The 21514-nt window shown below is 63.6% G+C and carries 13 protein-coding genes; 8 read left to right on the forward strand and 5 right to left on the reverse strand.

Translation table 11 applies throughout. From position 1 onward, the window contains the following. Window positions 1-107: 107 nt before the first annotated feature. Window positions 108-1709, forward strand: coding sequence for a histidine kinase famiy protein (locus LDZ28_RS23130; RefSeq protein ID WP_244830935.1), 1602 nt, complete (start codon window positions 108-110; stop codon window positions 1707-1709). A 107-nt stretch (window positions 1710-1816) separates the two neighbouring features. Beyond that, window positions 1817-4114, forward strand: coding sequence for an FdhF/YdeP family oxidoreductase (locus tag LDZ28_RS23135; RefSeq protein WP_244830936.1), 2298 nt, complete (start codon window positions 1817-1819; stop codon window positions 4112-4114). Here LDZ28_RS23135 and recD read toward each other — a convergent pair. From recD to recC, 3 genes are read right to left on the reverse strand one after another with little or no spacing between them, the layout of a single operon-like run. Beyond that, window positions 4111-6228, reverse strand: a complete 2118-nt coding sequence (gene recD, locus LDZ28_RS23140; RefSeq protein WP_244830937.1) for an exodeoxyribonuclease V subunit alpha — start codon at window positions 6226-6228, stop codon at window positions 4111-4113. The two genes, LDZ28_RS23135 and recD, sit on opposite strands and share 4 nt — an antisense overlap. Beyond that, on the reverse strand, window positions 6225-9947 hold the full coding sequence (gene recB, locus LDZ28_RS23145) for an exodeoxyribonuclease V subunit beta (protein WP_244830938.1): 3723 nt from the start codon (window positions 9945-9947) through the stop codon (window positions 6225-6227). The genes recD and recB overlap by 4 nt, the downstream gene beginning before the upstream one ends. Continuing rightward, window positions 9944-13504 (reverse strand): exodeoxyribonuclease V subunit gamma, encoded by a 3561-nt coding sequence (gene recC, locus LDZ28_RS23150; protein WP_244830939.1) that lies wholly within the window; start codon window positions 13502-13504, stop codon window positions 9944-9946. The genes recB and recC overlap by 4 nt, the downstream gene beginning before the upstream one ends. 182 nt (window positions 13505-13686) lie before the next feature. Between recC and LDZ28_RS23155 the strand changes: the two genes are divergently transcribed. From LDZ28_RS23155 to LDZ28_RS23170, 4 genes are all read left to right on the forward strand, one after another. Then, window positions 13687-14313, forward strand: a complete 627-nt coding sequence (locus LDZ28_RS23155; protein ID WP_244830940.1) for a glutathione S-transferase family protein — start codon at window positions 13687-13689, stop codon at window positions 14311-14313. 27 nt (window positions 14314-14340) lie between these two features. Then, window positions 14341-14973 carry a glutathione S-transferase family protein gene (locus LDZ28_RS23160; protein WP_244830941.1) on the forward strand — a complete coding sequence of 211 codons (633 nt, stop codon included), beginning with the start codon at window positions 14341-14343 and terminating at the stop codon, window positions 14971-14973. Window positions 14974-15037: 64 nt separating this feature from the next. Further along, the gene (locus LDZ28_RS23165; protein ID WP_244830942.1) at window positions 15038-16681 is read left to right on the forward strand and encodes an acyl-CoA synthetase; all 1644 of its coding nucleotides are present in this window, start codon (window positions 15038-15040) and stop codon (window positions 16679-16681) included. Between the two features lie 13 nt (window positions 16682-16694). Next, on the forward strand, window positions 16695-17483 hold the full coding sequence (locus LDZ28_RS23170) for an enoyl-CoA hydratase (protein WP_244830943.1): 789 nt from the start codon (window positions 16695-16697) through the stop codon (window positions 17481-17483). Between the two features lie 3 nt (window positions 17484-17486). Here the strand turns inward: LDZ28_RS23170 and LDZ28_RS23175 are convergent, their stop codons facing one another. Together LDZ28_RS23175 and adh are read right to left on the reverse strand one after the other, a co-directional pair. Continuing rightward, on the reverse strand, window positions 17487-17876 hold the full coding sequence (locus tag LDZ28_RS23175) for a DUF779 domain-containing protein (RefSeq protein WP_244830944.1): 390 nt from the start codon (window positions 17874-17876) through the stop codon (window positions 17487-17489). Between the two features lie 68 nt (window positions 17877-17944). After that, complete coding sequence (gene adh / locus LDZ28_RS23180; RefSeq protein WP_244830945.1) at window positions 17945-19465, reverse strand: aldehyde dehydrogenase; 1521 nt, start codon at window positions 19463-19465, stop codon at window positions 17945-17947. Window positions 19466-19848: 383 nt separating this feature from the next. Between adh and LDZ28_RS23185 the strand changes: the two genes are divergently transcribed. Beyond that, the gene (locus tag LDZ28_RS23185) at window positions 19849-21237 is read left to right on the forward strand and encodes an OFA family MFS transporter (protein WP_244830946.1); all 1389 of its coding nucleotides are present in this window, start codon (window positions 19849-19851) and stop codon (window positions 21235-21237) included. A gap of 13 nt (window positions 21238-21250) precedes the next feature. Then, on the forward strand, window positions 21251-21379 hold the full coding sequence (locus LDZ28_RS23190) for an oxalate:formate antiporter (RefSeq protein WP_244830947.1): 129 nt from the start codon (window positions 21251-21253) through the stop codon (window positions 21377-21379). The last annotated feature ends 135 nt before the right edge of the window (window positions 21380-21514 follow it).

Below are 21514 nucleotides of genomic sequence, written 5' to 3' on the forward strand. Positions count from 1 at the left end.
ACCATCATTCGCCCCCGGTGCTCAACCAGCTCGTGCAAATAATCACTCGCAGCCGGCGCAGAGCGCGCAAACTGCGTGTCTGCGGAAACGTTCTGCGAGCAGCGATCATGCACTCACCCATACATGGCCCACGACCTTTCGTCGAACAAAACCGAGGACTCGACCCGCGCCGGGACGATCTGTTCTTCGCGGCCGCCACCACCACGCGCACGCCCATGCTGGTGGCGGACGCACGCCTTCCCGACTACCCGATCATCTTTGCCAACGATGCCTTTCGCAAGCTCACGGGTTACACCGACGCCGAGATCTACGGCCGCAATTGCAGGTTTCTGCAAGGTCCGGACACCGACCTGACGGCGCTTGCCGATCTCCGCGTCGCGCTTAAGGAAGGCAGAGAGTTCGCCGCCGAAGTCCTGAACTATCGAAAGGACAAGACGACATTCTGGAACGAGCTTTTCATTGCGCCCATCTTCACCGAAGAGAACGAACTCGTGTACTTCTTCGCGTCCCAGGTCGATGTGAGCCGCAGGCACGAAGCCGAAGAAGGTCTGCATCAGGCGCGGAAAATGGAAGCGCTCGGTCAACTGGCCGGCGGCGTGGCGCACGATTTCAATAACCTGCTGCAAGTCATGGTCGGTTATGTCGATCTGCTCGACCTCAGCGTCAAGACCGATGCACGCGACGAAACCATCCTGAAGAACATCGCCAAGATTCGCGGCGCGGTCAAAACGGCGTCGTCGCTCACACAGCAAATGCTGTTGTTCGCGCGCAAGCAGGTGCTGGTCGGGCGCACGGTGAACCTGAACGGCATCTGCGACGACTTGCTGGAACTCGCGCGTCACACGCTCGGCGACACCATTTCAATCCGCACGGAATTTGCCAGTGACTTGCGCAATTGCCAACTGGACGTCGGGCAACTCGAAATGGCCATGCTCAATATCATCCTGAATGCGCGCGACGCATTGAGCGGCCAAACCGACGCGCAAGTGCTCCTGCGCACGGATAACTTCGAACTCACGAAGGCCAATTCAAAAGGCCTCGTCGATCTACCCGAAGGACGCTACGTCACGCTATCCATCACCGACAACGGCACGGGCATGACGCCGGAAGTTGCCGGCAAGGTGCTGACGCCGTTCTTTACCACCAAGGGCCGTGGCAAGGGCACGGGGCTTGGCTTGAGCATGGTGGCTTCGTTCGCGCGTCAGACAGGCGGCGCGCTCACCATATCGTCCGACTACGGCGTCGGCTCGACGCTCACGTTCTATTTCCCCTCGGTGGATGTGGCCGAGGAGGCGTCGCAAGACACCTCGCACGTGATCAGCCAAAGAGGAACCGAGAAAGTACTGATCGTGGATGACCGGCGCGACGTGGGCGAAGTCGCGCAAGCCATGCTCGACGAAATGGGCTATTCGACGAAGCTCGCGCTCAACGCAGCGGACGCGCTGGCCATTCTCGCATCCGACGAAGCATTCGATTTGCTCTTCACGGACTTCGTGATGCCGGGTGCCTTGACCGGCGCGGGACTCGCGCGCGAAGCCAAGCGTCTGAAGCCCGAACTGCGTGTACTGGTGGCGACGGGCTACGCCGAAACCATCGAGGATATCGCCGATGCAAATGGCGTGCGCTTCAAGGTCATCCACAAGCCTTATCGTCAGGCCGATCTTGCACGCGAAGTACGCCTGGTGCTGGACGACCCGCGCTGGCGATAACGTCGCCGTGCCTATCCGCTAAAACCGTTCGATCCTGCACGACCTCCCCCACTTCAGATGCGACGCTCACGTCATGGCAGCAACGCTATCAACGTCCGGGAGTCGTCATGGCAGATCATCGGAAAGTGCAAGGCATCGAGCTCTACGACAGCCCGGCAGGCGGCTGGGGGGCGCTCAACGCCACCGCGCGCGCCGTGCGGCAGCAAATGGACGCCTTCAAGGCGCCGCTCACGCTCTTGCGCACCAATCAGCCCGACGGCTTCGACTGCCCCGGCTGCGCGTGGCCGGATAAGGAGCATCGCTCGACATTCCAGTTCTGCGAGAACGGCGCCAAGGCCGTGACTTGGGAAGCCACCAAGAAGCGCGTCCCGCCTGAATTCTTCGCCAGACACACCGTCACGTCTTTGCTCGAATGGTCCGACTACGACCTCGAAAACGAAGGCCGCCTGACGCATCCGATGGCCTACAACAAGACCACGGACAAATACGAGGCGATCGAATGGGACGCCGCGTTCAAGCGCATCGGCGAAGTCATGCGTTCGCTCGCCTCGCCGGATGAAGCCGAGTTTTACACGTCGGGGCGCGCATCGAACGAAGCCGCCTTTCTGTACCAGCTTTTCGCACGCGAATACGGCAGCAACAACTTTCCCGACTGCTCGAACATGTGCCACGAAGCGACGAGCGTCGGCTTGCCGCAATCGATCGGCATCGGCAAGGGAACGGTCTCGCTCGAAGACTTCGATCATTGCGAACTGCTCATCGCGATGGGACACAATCCCGGCACGAACCATCCTCGCATGATGGGTACGCTGTGGGAAATGGCGCGGCGCGGCGTGCCCATCATCGTGTTCAATCCGTTGCGCGAGCGCGCGCTGGAACGTTTTGCCGATCCTCAAGACGCCGTCGAAATGGCCACCATGCGTTCGACGGACATCGCCTCTTCGTACTATCAGGTGAAAGTGGGCGGCGATGCGGCGGCGCTCAAGGGCATTCAGAAGGCAATCATCGCGCTCGACGACGCCGTCGATGCCGATGGCACCGTCATCGACCATGAGTTCATCCGAGGCCACACGAACGGCTACGAAGCCTTCGTCGCCGATCTGCACGGCACCGAATGGGCCGATATCGAGAAAGCCAGCGGTCTCACGCGCGACGAACTCGAACTCGTCGCGCGCGCCTACGTGAAGTCGAACGCGACCATCGTCACGTATGGCATGGGGATTACGCAGCACAGCAAGGGCACGGCCAACGTGCATCAGATCGCCAATCTGCTGTTCATGCGCGGCAACTTCGGCAAGCCGGGCGCGGGCATCTGTCCGTTGCGCGGACATTCGAACGTGCAGGGCAATCGCACGGTCGGCATCACCGAAAAGCCGCCCGCCGACATGCTCACGCGCATGGAAGCGACTTACGGCTTCGTGCCGCCCAAGGCGCATGGGCACGACGCCGTGCGCGCCATTCAGGCCATTCTCGATGGCAAATCTAAGGCGCTGTTTTGTCTGGGCGGCAATTTCTCGGTCGCCCTGCCCGACTCGACCAAATGCTTCGCCGCCATGCGCAAGCTCGATCTTGCCGTGCACATCAACACCAAGCTCAATCGCAATCACCTTCTCACGGGCAAGGAATCGTTCATCTTCCCTTGTCTCGGGCGCACGGAGATGGACGAGCAGGCGAGCGGCGCGCAAGCCGTGACCGTCGAGGATTCGATGTCGATGGTGCATGCCTCGCGCGGCAAGCTGCCGCCCGCGTCGCCTTCGTTGCGCTCGGAGCCTGCGATCATCGCGGGCATTGCGCAGGCGACGCTCTTGCATAGCAAAGTGCGCTGGCTCGACATGATTGCCGACTACGACCGCATCCGCGATGGCATCGAAGCCGTATTCTCAGGCTTCGAGCGCTTCAACGAGCGGATTCGCATACCGGGCGGTTTCCGCCTGCCCTTGCCGCCGACCGAACGCGTGTGGACGACGCCATCGGGCAAAGCGGAGTTCATCACGTTTGGCGGACTGAACGAAGAGAACGCGCTCGAAGCCGACGACGTGCTTAAGCTCACGACCTTGCGCAGCCACGACCAATACAACACGACGATCTACGGACTCGACGACCGCTATCGCGGCGTGTTCGGCCGTCGCGATGTGATCTTCATGAACGAAGCGGACATGGCCGTGCAGCAACTCGAACATGGAGATGTCGTCGATGTCGAAACGGCCCTGCCTGGCCATGCCAACGATGGCACGCAGAAGCTCGCGGGCTTCACGGTCATCGCGTACAAGATCGCTCGCGGCTCCATCGGGGCTTATTATCCCGAGGCGAACGTGCTGGTGCCGCTCGACTACATCGACAAGGAAAGCGGCACGCCTTCGTACAAGTCGGTGCCTGTGCGCATAGCGAAAGCAGCGGCCGCCTAATCCGATGCCTGCGTCCCGAAGCCCGCCGACAAGCCGCTCGCCCGCAGCACGCGCGCCTGCACCGCGCGCTCGACGACACTCTTGCCGCCCGCGCTCGCGATCGTGAGAAAACGCCGCGCCCGGGTAATGCCGGTATAGACCAGCTCGCGCGTCAGCACGGGGCTCAAGCGCTCGGGCAGCACGAGCGCCGCATGCGTGAACTCGGAGCCTTGCGACTTGTGCACCGTGAGCGCGAAGACGGTCTCCACGGCTTGCAGACGGCTTGGCAGCACCCAGCGAATGCGTTCGCTGCCATCGCCCGCGGTGAAGGCTACGCGCAGGCTCCAGGTGCCATCGTGCACCGGCAAGGCGAGCGTGATGCCGATATCGCCGTTCATGAGCCCAAGCTCGTAATCGTTGCGCGTCACGAGCACCGGGCGGCCGAGATACCACTCCGCGTTCGCGGCAATCAAGCCTTCCTCGTGCAGCATGCGTGCAATGCGCTTGTTCAGCCCTTCCACGCCCCACGCGCCGCGACGCAGCGCGCACAGCAACTGAAAAGCGTCGTGAGCGTGAAGCACCGCGCGCGCCCACGTGTCGAAAGCGGCGGCGTCGGCGTCGTGGGCGGGCTGCCGCTCGCGCATCGTTTGCAGATAGTGACGATAACCCTGGCGCTCCGGTACTTCGCTGGCGTGCCCCGCCGTGCCTTCCACGGCGAGCGCCTTCAGTACCGCGTCGCTATCCGGCGGACATTCGACGAAGGCGAGATCGTCGTGGCCATGCGACCAGACTTTCTGGACTTCGAGCGCATCGCCCTTGTTGACCGCATCGGCGAGTTGCCCGATACCGCTCGCCGCCGAGAAGCGATGACTCACCCGCAGCATCGCGATGGACTGGTCGAGCGCGCTGCCGTTCGCATCGATGTATTCGCCGTCTAAATGCTCGCCCGTCGCCGCTTCGATCCACGCTTGCGTTGCGGGCGTGTAATGCGCCTTCGATGCGCGTCTGCACAATTCGCCGAGTACCGCGCCCGCTTCGACGGACGCAAGCTGGTCCTTGTCGCCGAGCAGGATCAGGCGCGCGTCCGGCGGCAGCGCGGCGAGCACGGCGTTCATCATCTCCAGATCGACCATGGAGGCTTCGTCGATCACGAGGACATCGAGCGACAGCAAATTCTCCGCATGATGCCGAAAGCGCCGCGAATCCGGCACCGTTCCGAGCAAGCGATGCAACGTGGTCACGGCGACGGGGATCGCCGCGCGGATGTCGGCGCCGTTCGCGAAGGCATCGAGCGGCAGTCGCGCGACCGCGCCCGCGATCGATTCGTTCAGACGCGCGGCGGCCTTCCCCGTTGGTGCGGCGAGGCGAATGCGCAACGCGCGCGCGTCGCCGCCCGTGGCAAGCGCCTGTGCCTGCAATAACGCCAGTAGCTTGACGACGGTCGTGGTCTTGCCCGTGCCCGGCCCGCCCGTCACGATGCTGAAGGCGCTTTTGGCGGCGAGCGCGCAGGCGATCTTCTGCCAGTCGGTCGCCGCCGATGCGGAGGAAAACAGCGTGTCGAGCGCGGCACGCAACGCGGCTGCATCGGGCGCGTTCGCGGAGGCATCGAGCCGTTCGCGAATGGCGCGGCACACGTCCTGTTCGTAGCGCCAGTAGCGCCGCAGATAAAGCCGCGTGCCGGTGAACACGAGCGGCGTCGCACCCGCGCCATGGCCGACGAGCGCGGCATGCGCCAGCGCTTCCTGCCAGCGCGCGAGTGTCAGGCCTTCGAGCACTTTGGATGGCAGCAGGTCTTTTTCCTCGTCGTCGCTCGCGTCCGGGTCGAGATGGCCATCGGGCGGCAACGAGAGCACGAAGCCGGGATCGGCCAGCGTCGCGGCGAGATCGAGGCAGGCGTGTCCGCGTCCGAGTTGATGGCTCGCCAAAGCCGCCGCGAGGATCAGCAGACCGTGCGCGTCGGCGGCTTCGCGGGCGAGGAAACGGGCGAATGCGGCATCGACTTCACGCAGCCATCCACGCTTTACCCAGGCATCGAGCAGATGCGCGGTGTCTTCGGTCGTATCGAAGACGGATTGCGTGGGTTCGCTCTCTTCGAAGGAAAATTCGGCTTGCGTGCCGGACGGCAAAAGGCTCATTCCCACTCCGTTTCTGCGATGACAGCGCGGGCCTCGCCCATGAACAACGCGTCGAGTTGCTCGATCAGCGCGCGTGGCGGACGTTCGGCGTAGAGACCTTGAGTCGGGGCGTCGAGGCCGCGCACGAAGAGATAAACCGCGCCGCCGATATGCTCGTCGTAGTCGTAATCCGGCTGACGCGCCTTGAGCAGCCGATGCAACGCAAGCGTGTAAAGCACGAACTGCAGGTCGTACCGCGAGCGCAGCATCTGCGCGCGAATGCGCTCGGTCGTGTAGGCCGAATCGTCCGAACCGAGCCAGTTCGACTTATAGTCCGCCACGTAATAGCGCCCTTCGTGCTCGAACACGAGGTCCATGAAGCCCTTCAGCATGCCGTTGAGTTGCGCGTGTTCGAGCGCGGGCCGCGCGGCGCCGCCGGCCGTATGCGCGCACACGAGCCGGTCGACGGCGGTCGTGTCGACGTGCCGCGCCTCGAACCAGAACTCCATTTCGGCGAGCGACGTGTCGAGGTCCCCCAGCGCAATGGCAGTCGCCCGCATGCCGTGCGCGGCCTTCACGACGAAACGCGTCGATACGATCTTCAAGATCCACGCGGTGAGCGGCGCGATCCAGCGCTCCCAGCCACGCACGGCGCAGCGCCGCGCGACGAGTTCGCGTAACGCGGCGGGGTCGTCGGCGGTGTGTTGGAAGCCTTGTTGCGCGGCCCATTCCAGCAAGTCGTGCAAGAAGCTGCCTTGCTCCGAGCCACGCGGAAAGTCATGCAGCGTGCGTCCGGACGATAACACCGCGCGCGGTGCATCGGCGTCTTCTTCCTGCGACGCTTCGCTTTGCGCATCGCGCGTTTCGATGAAGACGTCTTCGACCGGCGTATCCGGCGCGGCATGCGTGCCGCTCGACGTCTTGAGACTCGAATAGCTCGCAATCCACCAGGCTTCGCGCACCACGCGCACCGACTTGCGGGCGTCGCTGGCGAGCGCGGTTTCGGCACGCGCGGCAAGGCGCTCGGCGCGAGCCTCGGGCGCGGGCAAAACCGCGATATTCGCCGATGCCCCGAACACATCGCTCAGCCGGTCGAATAATTCGGCCGGGACGACAGGCCCCCGCCCGCCCGTCAAATAACCGATGGCGCTGCGTTCGAGCGCTTCGAGCGGCGCCATGCCGATCCACGTCGCATAGCGCGCGCGCGTCAGCGCCACGTAGAACTTGCGCAGGTCTTCCCCGAGGCGTTCGTCGTCGGCCTTGACGAGGATGTCTTCGTCGCCGTCGAGCGTAACGTTGAGCTCGCCGGTTTCATCGTGCCATTTCAAGGGCAGATCCTTCGGCGTCACCGCACGATGCGCGCACGCAAAAGGCAGAAACACGAGCGGATACTCCAGCCCCTTCGACTTGTGGATGGTCACCACCTTGACGAGATCGCCGTCGCTTTCCAGACGCATCTGGCGCGCATCGCCGCCGCTGCCTTCGAGCGCCGCCTCGTGTTCTTCCACCAGATGCCGGATCAACCCGTGCTCGCCTTCGATCAGCACGCTTGCCTGTTGCAGCAGTTCGGCCAGATGCAGCAGGTCGGTCAGCACGCGCTCGCCGTTGCCGGCTTGCAGTTCGAAAAGACGCGCGGGCACGTCGAAGTCGTTCAGAAGGCGCCGCAGCATCGGCAAGACGCCCTGACGCCGCCAGCTTTCGCGATAGCCGCGAAATTGCAGCACGCACGCTTCCCATTGCGTTTCGTTGCTGAAGAGCGCGTCGAGTTCGCCGAAGTCGAGTCCGAGCGTCGGCGTGGAAAGCGCGGCGCGCACGAGCCGTCCGTCTTCCGGTTCGGCGCAGGCGGCAAGCCAATGCACGAGTTCGCCCGCCTGGTCACTCGCGAATACCGAGTCCTTGTCCGACAGATACACCGAACGCACGCCGCGCGCGCGCAACTCCCGCCGGATGGCTTCGGCTTCGGTGCGGTTGTTGACGAGCACGGCGAGATCGGCGGGAGAGAGCGAACGGCGGCCACGCGATCCCTCGAAGCCTGCTTCGCCGCGCTGCCCAAGGTTGAGCAAACGCACGATTTCGCTTGCGCAGCCCGGCGCCATCCGCTGAATGTAGGCGGTCTTGCTCGTCGGCTTGCCGTCGTCGCTGGGCGGCAGGCACCAGACGGTGAGCGCGGGTGGCGTTTCGCCATCGATGACGAACGCATCGTCGCGGCCTTGCGCGCTCACGTTGATGAACGGCACCGGGTTGTCGTCGCCGCTGCGAAACAGGAACGCGCCTTCGCCGTCCGCGCGCGCTTCGGCCATGTCGAAGCAATGGTTGGCGGCATCGACCATGGCGGCCGTCGAGCGGAAGTTCTTCGCGAGCGTAAAGAGTTGCGTGCCCGGCGCGCGGCGCGCGGCGAGATACGTGTAGATGTCCGCGCCGCGGAAAGCGTAGATGGCCTGCTTCGGGTCGCCGATCATGATGAGCGCCTGTCCCGCGTCTTGCGCGTGATAGACGGCATCGAAGATACGGTACTGGACGGGATCGGTATCCTGGAACTCGTCGATCAGCGCGACCGGAAACTGATGACGAATGACTTCGGCTAGACGCGCGCCGTTCGCGCCATGCAACGCGGCATCGAGCCGCGCGAGCAGATCGTCGAAGCCCATTTGCGCGCGCCGTGCCTGTTCGCCCGCAAAGCGTTCCGCGACCCAACGCGCCGCGTGCGTGAGAATCTCGGTGCGGCTCGCTTCGAGTGCGATGAGATCGGCCTGCAAGGTCAGCATGGCTTCGAAGGCTTCATGCGACGGCGGCTCGCCTTCGCAATGCTCCGCGAGCGCGGTGGGCGTAAGCCGCGACCACGCGGTGCTCGTCAGATCGGGCATGAGCGCGTGCGGGTCGTGCGCCCATTCGACGAGCGTCCTGAGCCAGCGGTCGCAATCGCTTTTGCCGTAACTGCGCGGCTTGAACCGCTTGGCAAGCCGCGCCTGATCGATCAACTCGCCCATGATCTCGGGCCACGTCTTCCACGGCTCCTTGATCTGCGCGAGACGCAAGGCGCGCGCATTGAGCACATCGGCGGGAGCTTGCGCATCGGGCAAACGCTCGGCTAGGTCGATGAGATTGCGCAGCGTCTTTTGCAGCTCGCGCGGACCGGATACCCACGTGGCCACCGTTTCCGCGCGGCGTTCGTCGAGCGGCGCTAAAAACGTGCGCCAGTAATCGCGTACGACTTGCGCCAGCAGATCGCTTTGATCGGTTTCGAGCGTCTGGTCGAAGAGGCTGTCGCTATCGAACGCATGCTCGCGCAGCATGCGGTTGCACCACGCGTGAATGGTCGACACCGCCGCCTCGTCCATCCATTCGGCCGCGAGTTGGAGCCGCCGCGCGCACGAAGGCCACGCTTCGGGCTCGTATTCTTCGCGCAAGGCGTGCAGCAGGTCTTCGTCGCCAGGGTCGAGCGCTTCGATTTCGCTTGCGTCTTGCTGGAAGTAGCGCGCCGCTTCGGTCAGACGCGCGCGGATACGGTCGCGCAGTTCCTTGGTCGCGGCATCGGTGAAGGTGACGACGAGAATCTCGGGCGGCGTGAGCGGGCGCGCCGCGTCGTTGCCGGGATCGTGGCCGAGCACGAGCCGCACATACAGCATGGCGATGGTGAAAGTCTTGCCCGTGCCCGCGCTCGCCTCGATCAGACTGCGCCCCGCAAGCGGAAAACGAAGTGGATCGAGCGGCTGGACGGTCTGCGAATCGAATGCGTTCATGCCTTGGCAGCCTTCTCTTTCTTGACCACGGTGGAGACGAGCGGGTCGAGCAGATGCTCCGCCAGTTCCGCGAATTCGCCGCTTGCCGCGAGCGCGGCGAAGTGGGGATACGCACGCAGCAGCGAGGCATTTTTCTGCACTTCGCCCTTGTTATAGTCGTCGCCTTCGTACTTGCGGCGCGCGGCGCCGTGCGCTTCGGCGGGCTCGATGCGATGTTTGAAAAGCCACTCGAGCGCGGATTCCAGCGCGAACGGCAGCGGCCGCGTCATGCCGCGCTCCCAGACCTGCAGAAGCGTGGTCATATGCCGCCGCGCCACGCTCGCTTCGAGCGGCGCGAATTCGACGACGCCCTTCTTGCTGACGATCACGGTCGTTACCTCGTGTCCGTCGAGATTCGCCGCGAGGTGTTCCACCCATGCGCCCGTGAGCCTTGCATACCGATACGCCTTGCCCGAGACGAGTTCGCGCGTTTCCATGATGAGGCGTGCCTCGCGGCCATCGGCGTCGGCGCGCCAGTTGCCGAGCCAATCCGCGAGCGCGAGCGTCTGCGTCGCGCCTTCGGTCGTGAAGCGCACTTCGCGATCGCGCTCCATAGCCACCGGCCAGCGCTCGACCTCCTTGCGCCACGCTTCGAAGAGCTTGTCCATCGGTTCGAGCAGCTTGCCGCTCGCGATGTCGCCGAAGCCGCCCGTTGCCAAATCGCCACGGCGGCGGATCATCGCCATGCGGTTATCGCGGGCTTCTTCCAGCGCGCCTTCTTGCAACGCGCCCGTTTCGTTCAATATCGATGCCTGCGCGCGGATCAGTTCGTCCTGAAGCTTCCAGATGGCGAGCGCATCGAGCTCGAAAGGCTCGTCGTCCTCGCTCGCCATCTGCTCCACTTCGAACGACACGCGCAGACGTTGCCGGAAGAACTGGCGCACCGGATTCTTCAGAAAGTCGGCGAGTTCGCGCAGCGTGAGCGGCTCTTCGCGCACGAGCGGCGCGAGCGTTGCAAGCGGCGTGTCATCGGATTGGGCGTGCCTCGGTCGGCTCGACGCCCGCCATTCGGCCGCATAGGTAAAGAGCGGCGATGCCTCGTCGTCCGCGTCGAAGTAGTCCGCGCTGAACGGTTGCAGGCGATGCTCCACGGTCAGCGCATTCACGAGCGATGCGTCTTCGTCGAAGAGACGCCAGCCTTGCGACAAATGATCGCGCAGTTGCCCGATCAGCACCGAAGGCGGCCGCTCGCTGTTGTCGTTGATGCTGCGCCCGACCCACGAAACATACAGATGGTCGCGCGCCGACAACACCGCTTCGAGCAGCAGATAACGGTCGTCCTCGCGACGCGAGCGGTCGCCCGGCCGGTAGTAGCCGCGCATCAGGTCGAAGTCCATCGGCACGCGCGCGCGCGGATAGTCGCCGTCGTTCATGCCGAGCAGGCAGACGTGACGGAACGGAATGGCGCGCATCGGCATGAGGGTCGCGAAGGTCACCGCACCCGCGAAGAAGCGCTGCGACAGCGCGCCCTGGTCGAGTTGCGAAAGCCAGTAGTCGCCGACGACGGAAAGCGGCAGTTCATCGTCGAGGCCCGCTTCGTTGCAGGTGTCGAGCCAGTCCTGCAGCACGTTGTCGAGACGCGCGAACGTGTAGGCGTCTTCGGCGTCGTCGCTCTCGAAGAACGCGACGCGCAGCGCGCGCAGGCGTTCGCACCAGACAGGCACGGTGGCCGGCTCGCGCAGACTGCGCCAGGTGTGATCGAGCGCATCCAGAAGGCGCACGAGCGGCCCGAGCAACGCGGCATCAAGCCCGCCGACTTCGCCGAACGGTTCGATGTCGTTCCACGCTTGCGCATCGCTACCGACGGCGTAGCCGAGCAGCATGCGGCGCAACCCGAACGCCCACGTATGCGGCGCGGCGCTTGCCTGATCGCGCGGCAAGCCGAGACTCGCGCGCTGTTCGGCATGCAGACCCCAGCGCACGTTGGCGCCGCGAATCCACGAACGCAGACGCGGCAAATCGCTTTCCTCCATGCCGAACCGGCGGCGCAACGCGGGCACGTCGAGCAGATCGAGCAGATCGCTCACCGCGAAGCGCGATTGCGGCAGGCCGAGCAACGCCTCGAGCGCGCCGAGCAGCGGATCGGCGGCGCGCTGTCCGCGATCGGCCACGCTGAATGGAATGTAGCGCGGATCGCTGCGCTCGAAGAGACCGAACACCGCCTGAATATGCGGCGCGTAGGTTTCGATATCCGGCACCATCACGATGATGTCGCGCGGCCTCAATTGCGGGTCCGCATTGAACGCGGCGAGCAACTGATCGTGCAGGATCTCGACCTCGCGCTGCGGGCTATGCGCGATATGAAAGCGTATCGACGTATCGAACTGCGGGTCTACTTCGGGCCAGTGGTCGCGGCTTTCCCGCACCGGCCGAAGGTCGCGGATATCGTCCTGCAACTGCTGCAGCATGGTGTCGGCTTCGCGCTCTTCGAAGAGATCGATACGCTGCCCGATACTCGCGAATTGCGGGCTATAGCTCTCGCGCGCCTCGGCGCTGTCGAATTCGTCCAGCAAGCCGATGAAGTCGCGTCCCTGCTTGCCCCACGACGCAAGCAGCGGATGCGCATGCAGATGCAACTGTTCCGGCTGCAATTCGGCGGGCGCGCCTTCGCGACGCGTCTGCCGCGCGTGCGAGGCGCGCAGCAACTCCTTGTCGGGCACGATGTCGGCCCAGTAATGCGCGCACGGATTCGGCACGCACATGAGCACCTGCGACCAGCGCGACAACGCCGCCAGCGCTTCCAAGGACTGACGCGGCAGACTCGATATGCCGAACACCACGATGCGGCGCGGCAAGCCCGCCGGCCGCTTGCCTTCCGGCCAGCTCGCTGCGCGCTGCATGAAGGCTTCGTGGACCGCCGCGCGGCCGCCGAGCGACGAGATTTCGTTGGGATTGTCGTGCGGACTTTGTTCGACATCGGCCAGCAGCGCGCGCCAGAGCGCCGCCTGCCAGCGCTGTTCGGCGGGTAGCGCATGCGCCTGCCCGCGCGCGTCGATCACGACATCCTCGCCCGAGGCCCACTTCGCGAGCCAGTCCGCGCGATACATCTGATACTGATCGAACAGATCGGCAATGCGCTCGGCCAGTTGAAAGCGCTTGCGGCGATCGTCGTCATGACGGATGAAGCGCCGCAGCGGTTCGAATTCCTCGCGCCCGACGAGCGCGGGCACCACGCGCATGAGCCGCCAGACGACGCGCGCCTTGTCGAACGGCGAGACTTCCGCGACCGCGTCCGCGCCCAGCACCGCGCGATACGCTTGCCAAATGAAGCGCGAAGGCAGGCTGATATCGAGCGCGGCGGCGATACCGCAACCGCCCTCGCCGCTCGCGGCATCGACATGCGCGGCGAGCGCCAACTTGAGCCACTGCGCGATACCGTTGCTTTGCACGAGGATGATCTCGTTTTCCAGCGGGGCGAGCGGATAGCGCTTCGTCCACTCGACGAGCAGATCGCGCAGCCGCTCGGAGCGGTTGCCGTGGATGAGCATAAGCCCCGGCGACAGCGAATTCGGCTTCAAAAAAGGCTCCGTGAAGAGTTCGACGGCGACAAGACATCGATTCTAAGCGACGCGGCCAGCGGCCCGCGCGCATGGGCAACCTCCAAACCGTCGTCACGCGGCTTGCGCCCGCACAGCGCGGCCGTGTCGCTTAACCGTTATGCTTGCAAAAAAGAACGCTGTGACAACGGAGACGACATCTCATGCTGACGATCTGGGGCCGGGCCAACTCGGTCAACGTACACAAAGTGCTCTGGTGCTGCGACGAACTCGGGCTCGCTTTCGAGCGCATCGACGCGGGGCTGCAATTCGGGCGCAACAACGAACCCGACTATCTCGCGATGAATCCGACCGGCCGCGTCCCCACGCTCGTCGACGACGACTTCGTGTTGTGGGAATCGAATTCCATCATTCGCTATCTCGCGATGCAGTACGGGCAGAATCAGGCGCTCTATCCGGCGGACCCGAAGGTGCGCGCAAGCGTGGACCGCTGGCTGGACTGGGCGCTTTCCACGCTGCAACCCGCCGAGCGGCCCGTGTTCTGGGGCTATGTGCGCACGCCCGCAGCCGAGCGCGACCCCGCCCAACTCGATACCGCCGCGCGCGAAGTCGAGAAACTCTGGCGCATGGTCGACGCGCATCTCGAAGGGCGCGAGTATTTCGAAGGCAGTACCTTCACACTCGCGGATATCGTCATCGCGGCGTATGCGCGGCGCTGGTTCGGAATCGCGGAACTTGCGCGCCCGACGCTGCCGGAGCTCGAACGCTGGTATGGGCAACAGGCTTCGCGCGACGGCTTCCGGCGCCATGTCTCGGCGCCGCTGACCTGAACTTCCACCCGGCATTGAAGCATCGACATGACTATCGAACTGCATACCTGGAATACGCCCAACGGACGCAAGATCAGCGTCGCGCTGGAAGAAATGCAACTGCCCTACTCCGTGAAAACGGTGAACATCTCGAAGGGCGAGCAACACGCGCCGGCTTTTTTGCGCATCAGCCCGAACAACCGGATTCCGGCGATTATCGATCCCGACGGCCCGGACGGACAGCCGATCAGCGTGTTCGAATCCGGCGCGATTCTGCTTTATCTCGGCGAGAAGACGGGCCAGTTCTTGCCCGCGAGTCTGCGCGATCGCGTACCGGTGCTCGAATGGCTCATGTGGCAAATGGGCGGCTTCGGACCCATGCCGGGACAAGTGCATCATTTTCGCGCCGTGGAAGCGGAAGCCGACCGGCGCTATGGCCTCAAACGCTATTCGGACGAAACGCGCCGGCTCTACGGCGTGCTCGACAGGCGGTTCGCGCAAGTGGAATTCGTCGCGGGCGCGTTGTCGGTGGCGGATTTCGCCATTCTTGGCTGGGCGTGGCGGCACGAGCGTCATCAGATTTCCCTCGACGACTATCCGAACGTCAAGCGCTGGTACGACACGCTATTCGCGCGCGAAGGCGTGAAGCGCGGCTTCGAGATCAAGCTCGACGACAATTAAGGCACATGTAATATTGGGAGCCTCACGCAGAATAAAACAGCACGCCGCCACGGAGGAGACGACCATGACAGCCGGCCAATACGACGAAGGGCTTCCCAAGACCGCCGCCAACTACGCGGTGCTCACGCCGCTGATGTTCATCGAGCGCGCCGCGACGGTGTATCCGACACGGCCGGCCGTCGTGCATGGCGACGTGCGCCGCAACTGGAGCGAGACTTACGCGCGCACGCGGCGGCTTGCATCGGCGCTGAGTTCGCGTGGCATCGGCTTGGGCGATACGGTCGCCGCCATGCTGCCGAACACGCCCGAAATGGTCGAAGCGCACTTTGGCGTGCCAATGACGGGCGCCGTGCTCAACACGCTGAACACGCGGCTCGATGCAGCGACGCTTGCCTTCATGCTCACGCATGGCGAGGCAAAAGCAGTGATCGTCGATCGCGAGTTTTCCGGCGTGATGCGCGAGGCGCTGAAAAGCGTGCCGCAACCCGTGCTCGTCATCGACGTGAACGATCCGCAGTACACCGGCGCGGGAGAAAGCATCGGCGAGATCGATTACGAAAGCCTGCTGGCAAGCGGCGACCCCGCCTGCGAATGGTCGCCGCCATCGGACGAATGGAACGCCATCTGCCTGAATTACACCTCGGGCACGACGGGCAATCCGAAGGGCGTGGTCTATCACCATCGCGGCGCCTACACCAACGCGCTCAGCAATATCCTCGAATGGGACATGCCGAAGCACGCGGTGTACTTGTGGACGCTGCCCATGTTCCATTGCAACGGCTGGTGTTTTCCGTGGACGGTCGCGGCGCGCGCGGGCGTGAACGTGTGTCTGCGCCGTATCGATGCAAAGACAGTCTTCGATCTGATTCGCCGCGAAGGCGTCACGCATTATTGCGGCGCGCCGATCGTGCAGAACCTGCTCGTGAATGCGCCCGACGAACTGAAGACGGGCATCGCGCACAAGGTCCACGCCATGGTCGCGGGGGCCGCGCCGCCCGCCGCGATGATCGAAGGCATGGAGCGCCTGGGCTTCGAACTCACGCATGTCTACGGGCTCACCGAAGTCTACGGTCCCGCGACCGTCTGCGCGCGGCAGGCTGAGTGGAGCGAACTCGACATCGGCGAGCGTGCGCGGCTCAATGCACGGCAAGGCGTGCGCTATCACTTGCAGGATGCGGTGAGCGTGCGCGATTCCCTCACCATGGAGCCCGTTCCCGCGGATGGCGAGACCATCGGCGAGATCATGTTTCGCGGCAACATCGCGATGAAGGGTTATCTCAAGAACGTGCCCGCCACCGAGGAAGCGTTTCGCGGCGGCTGGTTCCATACGGGCGATCTGGCGGTCGCTTATCCGGATGGCTACGTGCGTATCAAGGACCGCAGCAAGGACATCATCATCTCGGGCGGCGAGAACATATCGAGCATCGAAGTGGAAGACGTGTTGTACCGGCATCCGGCGGTGCTGGCGGTCGCCGTCGTTGCGAAGCCCGATGCGCGCTGGGGTGAAACGCCTTGCGCGTTCGTCGAATTGAAGGCGGGCGCCGAGGTCGGCGCGGAAGAACTGATCGCGCATTGCAGGAAGCATCTGGCGGGCTTCAAGGTGCCGCGCGCCATCGAATTCTGCGAGTTGCCGAAGACATCGACCGGCAAGATACAGAAGTTCGAGTTGCGCAAGCGCGCGGGCTCGGTTGCGGCAATCGACGTTTGATGGAGACAACGCGATGAACGAAGCGCTCGTGACGTCCGAACCCGATGCCTACGGCGTCGAAGGCGCGGTCAGGCTCACGCTGAACCGGCCCGAAGCGTTCAACGCGCTTTCCGAAGCCATGCTCGATGCACTCGAACGCGCGTTGCAGGACATCGCGCGATCGCAGGCGCGCGTGGTCGTGCTGGGCGGCGCGGGCCGTGCGTTCTGCGCCGGGCACGACTTGAAGGAGATGCGCGCGGCGCCGTCGCTCGATTACTACCGAGCGCTCTTCGAGCGCTGCTCGCGCATGATGCTGACCATTCAGCAAATGCCGCAGCCGGTAATCGCGCGCGTGCACGGCATTGCAACGGCGGCGGGTTGTCAGCTCGTTGCAATGTGCGATCTCGCGGTGGCATCGGGCGAGGCGCGCTTCGCGGTATCGGGCGTGAATCTCGGGCTATTCTGCGCGACGCCGAGCGTGGCGTTGTCGCGCAACGTGTCGCGCAAGGAAGCGTTCGAACTGCTCGTGACGGGCGATTTCATCGACGCGCACACGGCTCTGGAACGCGGGCTCGTGAATCGGGTTGCCTCACCGGACGCGCTCGACGAAGCGGTAGGCGCGCTTGCAAAGAGCATCGCGAAGAAGCCACGCGCGGCGGTTGCGGCGGGAAAGCGGCTGTTTTACCGGCAGATCGAGACGGGTATCGAAGACGCGTACGCGCTTGCATCCGAGACGATGGCCTGCAACATGATGGACGGCGACGCGCTCGAAGGCACGCAGGCGTTTATCGAAAAACGTCCGGCGCGCTGGAGCAACGAGTAATGCTCAGCCCGCGTGCTCCACGGGATGCTGTTCGAGCCACGCGTTTTCCGCATCGTCGTAAAGCCGGGAGCGCGTGAGAAAGCGCAGACCCGAAGGCCGTTCCAGCGAAAACATGCCGCCGTTGCCCGGCACGCAATCGATGATCAACTGGGTGTGCTGCCAGTACTCGAACTGCGATTCGCTCATGTAGAACGGCACGCCGCCAATCTCGCCGAGCTTTACGTCCGAGCCGCCGACCATGAACTCGTTGGTGGGAAAGCACATCGGTGCGCTGCCGTCGCAGCATCCGCCGGACTGATGAAACAGAATCTCGCCGTGTTCCGCCTTGAGCTTGCCGATCAGTTCGATGGCCGCGGGCGTCGCGATCACGCGCTCTATTACCTGTTCGCTCATGATGTCCCCGTTATTCGTTCGAAGCGGAACCGCCGCGTGAGCGGCGGCCCCGCTTTACAGCCGATGGATCAGAAAAAGCCGAGCGGCTTGTCGCTATAGCTGACGAGCAGGTTCTTCGTCTGCTGATAGTGATCGAGCATCATCTTGTGATTCTCGCGTCCGATACCCGATTGCTTGTAGCCGCCGAACGCCGCGTGCGCCGGATACGCGTGATAGCAGTTGGTCCACACGCGTCCCGCCTGTATGCCACGGCCAAAGCGATACGCACGCGTGCCATCGCGCGTCCACACGCCCGCGCCGAGACCGTACAGCGTGTCGTTGGCGATTTCGAGCGCTTCCTCTTCGTTCTTGAAGGTCGTCACCGAGACCACCGGCCCGAAGATTTCCTCTTGGAAGATGCGCATCTTGTTGTGACCACGGAACACGGTCGGCTTGATGTAGTAGCCTTTTTCGAGCTCGCCGCCCAGCGCGTTACGCTCGCCGCCAGTCAGGCATTCGGCGCCTTCCTGCTTGCCAAGATCGATATATGACAGGATCTTTTCGAGCTGTTCCTGCGATGCCTGCGCGCCGATCATCGTCTTGCTGTCGAGCGGATGGCCTTGCGTGATGGCTTCCACGCGCTTGAGGGCACGTTCGATGAAGCGGTCGTAGATCGATTCCTCGATCAACACGCGCGACGGGCACGTACACACTTCGCCCTGATTCAGCGCGAACATGGCGAAGCCTTCGAGCGCCTTGTCGAAGAAACTGTCGTCGGCGTTGAGGACATCGGCGAAGAAAATGTTCGGGCTCTTGCCGCCCAGTTCCAGCGTCACCGGAATCAGATTCTGACTCGCGTATTGCATGATGAGCCGGCCCGTGGTCGTCTCGCCCGTGAACGCAATCTTCGAGATGCGCTTGTTCGATGCGAGCGGCTTGCCCGCTTCCAGCCCGAAGCCGTTCACCACGTTGACGATGCCCGGCGGCAGCAGGTCTTCGATCAGTTCGAGCAGAACGAGGATAGATGCCGGCGTCTGCTCGGCGGGCTTGAGCACGACGCAATTGCCCGCTGCGAGCGCGGGCGCGAGCTTCCACACGGCCATCAGAATGGGGAAGTTCCACGGAATGATCTGCCCGACCACGCCTAGCGGCTCGTGGAAGTGATAGGCGACTGTGTCGTCGTCGATCTGCGAGATCGAGCCTTCCTGCGCGCGCACGGCGCTCGCGAAATAGCGGAAGTGATCGATGGCGAGCGGGATGTCGGCCGCCATGGTCTCACGCAACGGCTTGCCGTTATCGATGCTTTCCGCCACCGCGATACGCTGCAGATTCGCTTCCATGCGATCCGCGATCTTCAGGAGCAGGTTCGCGCGCTCGGTCGCCGAAGTCTTGCCCCATGCGGTCTTGGCGGCATGGGCAGCGTCGAGAGCTGCTTCGATATCGGCTTCGCGCGATCGGGGAATCGAGGTGAAGGCCTCACCCGTGATCGGCGAAATATTGTCGAAATACTCTCCCCCCGCGGGCGGCGTCCACTTGCCGCCGATGAAGTTTCCATACTGCTTCTTGTACGGGTAATCGGTACTCAGGAACTGCATCTCCGCATGGTTCATCTGTGTGCTCCTCGCATGTCGACATGGTTGGCCGGCGCAATGTCGATAGCTGTCGCCGGCGGCTTACATCTGCGAGTTCCGTGCCATTCGGGGTATACGCGTAACGACGCTTATGGCGCTTGATGAAGCGCGTGGCGGACCGCGAGGCGCGTTGTCCATTTTCGGAACACTTGTCGTGCCCTGTAGCGATGCGGCACAACCCGAGTCAGGACAAACGCTTATGGCACGGGGATTCATATTGCCAAGCGCATCGCTCTTGTCTAACGTCACGTCCATCCTTACTGAATGTTTCCATAAGGCTTGGAGCACATTTTGCGTGGGGTGAATTCAAGTAAAAGCAGAAGCGCGTACATGGCTTATCGATACGCGCAAAGGAGACCACAATGAACAGTACGATCAATCCCGGGCCTGCGCCGCACGGCCCACATGGTTTTTTTTCGAAGGAAGCGACCATCGCGCGGCCCGGCTTCTCACGCTGGATGGTGCCGCCCGCCGCGCTCGCGGTCCACTTGTGTATTGGCCAGGCTTACGCGTTCTCGGTGTTCAACGCGCCGCTCACGCGTGTGATCGGCATTACGCAGACCGCGCCCGATGACTGGTCGCTCACGACACTCGGCTGGATCTTTTCACTGGCCATCGTGTTCCTGGGACTGTCGGCGGCATTCGCGGGCAAGTGGCTCGAAAAGGTCGGCCCGCGCCGCACCATGTTCACGGCCGCTTGCTGCTTCGGCGGCGGCTTTCTCGTGTCGGCGCTCGGCGTGTCGCTGCATCAAATCTGGCTGCTGTATCTCGGCTATGGCGTGATCGGCGGAATCGGGCTGGGGTTGGGTTATGTATCGCCGGTATCGACGTTGATCCGCTGGTTTCCGGACCGGCGCGGCATGGCAACGGGCATGGCGATCATGGGCTTCGGCGGCGGCGCGATGATCGCGGCGCCCGGCTCGGTCGCCTTGATGAACCACTTCAAGAGCGCGACGAGCGTCGGCGTGACCGAGACCTTCGTCGTGCTCGGCGTGCTGTATTTCATCTCGATGACCATCGGCGCGCTCGCCATTCGCGTCCCGCCCGCCGACTGGAAACCGGCAGGCTGGATCCCGCCCGCGACGTCGAACAAGATGATTACGAAGAGCCACGTGCATATCGATCAAGCGCTCAAGACGCCGCAGTTTTATCTGCTGTGGCTCGTGCTGTTCCTGAACGTGACGGCGGGCATCGGCGTGCTCGGACAGGCTTCGGTGATGATTCAGGAAAGCTTCAAGACATCGATCACGGCGGGCGCTGCGGCGGGCTTCGTCGGCTTGCTGTCGCTCTTCAACATGGGCGGGCGTTTCGTGTGGGCGTCGGCGTCGGACTGGCTCGGGCGCAAGAACACGTACTTCGTGTTCTTCGCGCTCGGCGCCGTGCTGTACTTTCTCGTGCCGCAGTTCGCGCAGTCAGGGAACATCGCGCTTTTCGTCGCGGCTTACGGCGTGATCCTGTCGATGTACGGCGGTGGATTCGCGACCATTCCGGCGTATCTCGCGGACATGTTCGGCACGGCCTTCGTCGGCGGCATTCACGGACGGCTCTTGACCGCGTGGGCGGCGGCGGGCATCGCGGGACCGGTGCTCGTCAACTACATCCGCGCGTACGAAGTGGCGCATGGCGTCGCGAAAGCGGATGCCTACACGATGACGCTGCACATCATGGCAGTGCTGCTCGTGATCGGCTTTATCTGCAACCTGCTCGTGAAGCGGGTGGATGAAAGCCATCACATGAGAACTGCTGGCTAAGAGGAGAGAGACGATGGATGATCGACAAGCAGGTGCGCCCGCGAACAAGGGCTTGATGCTGGTGTTCTGGCTGTATGTGCTGATTCCGCTCGCGTGGGGGGTGACGAACACGTTGACGCAGGCGGGGAAGTTGTTTCATTGATTGGATTGATTGAGGCGGCGCCGGACGCTTGGTTACGTCGGGCGCGTCGCCTCTCGTCGTGGCTTCGTTCCCTCAATGCCCCCGCGCCTCAAGCCGTTTCAAACCGCGCCGCGCCAGCGTGCTCATGAACAAGCT

Origin of the sequence: Caballeronia sp. TF1N1 (assembly GCF_022878925.1) — a bacterium.
Taxonomy (GTDB): domain Bacteria; phylum Pseudomonadota; class Gammaproteobacteria; order Burkholderiales; family Burkholderiaceae; genus Caballeronia.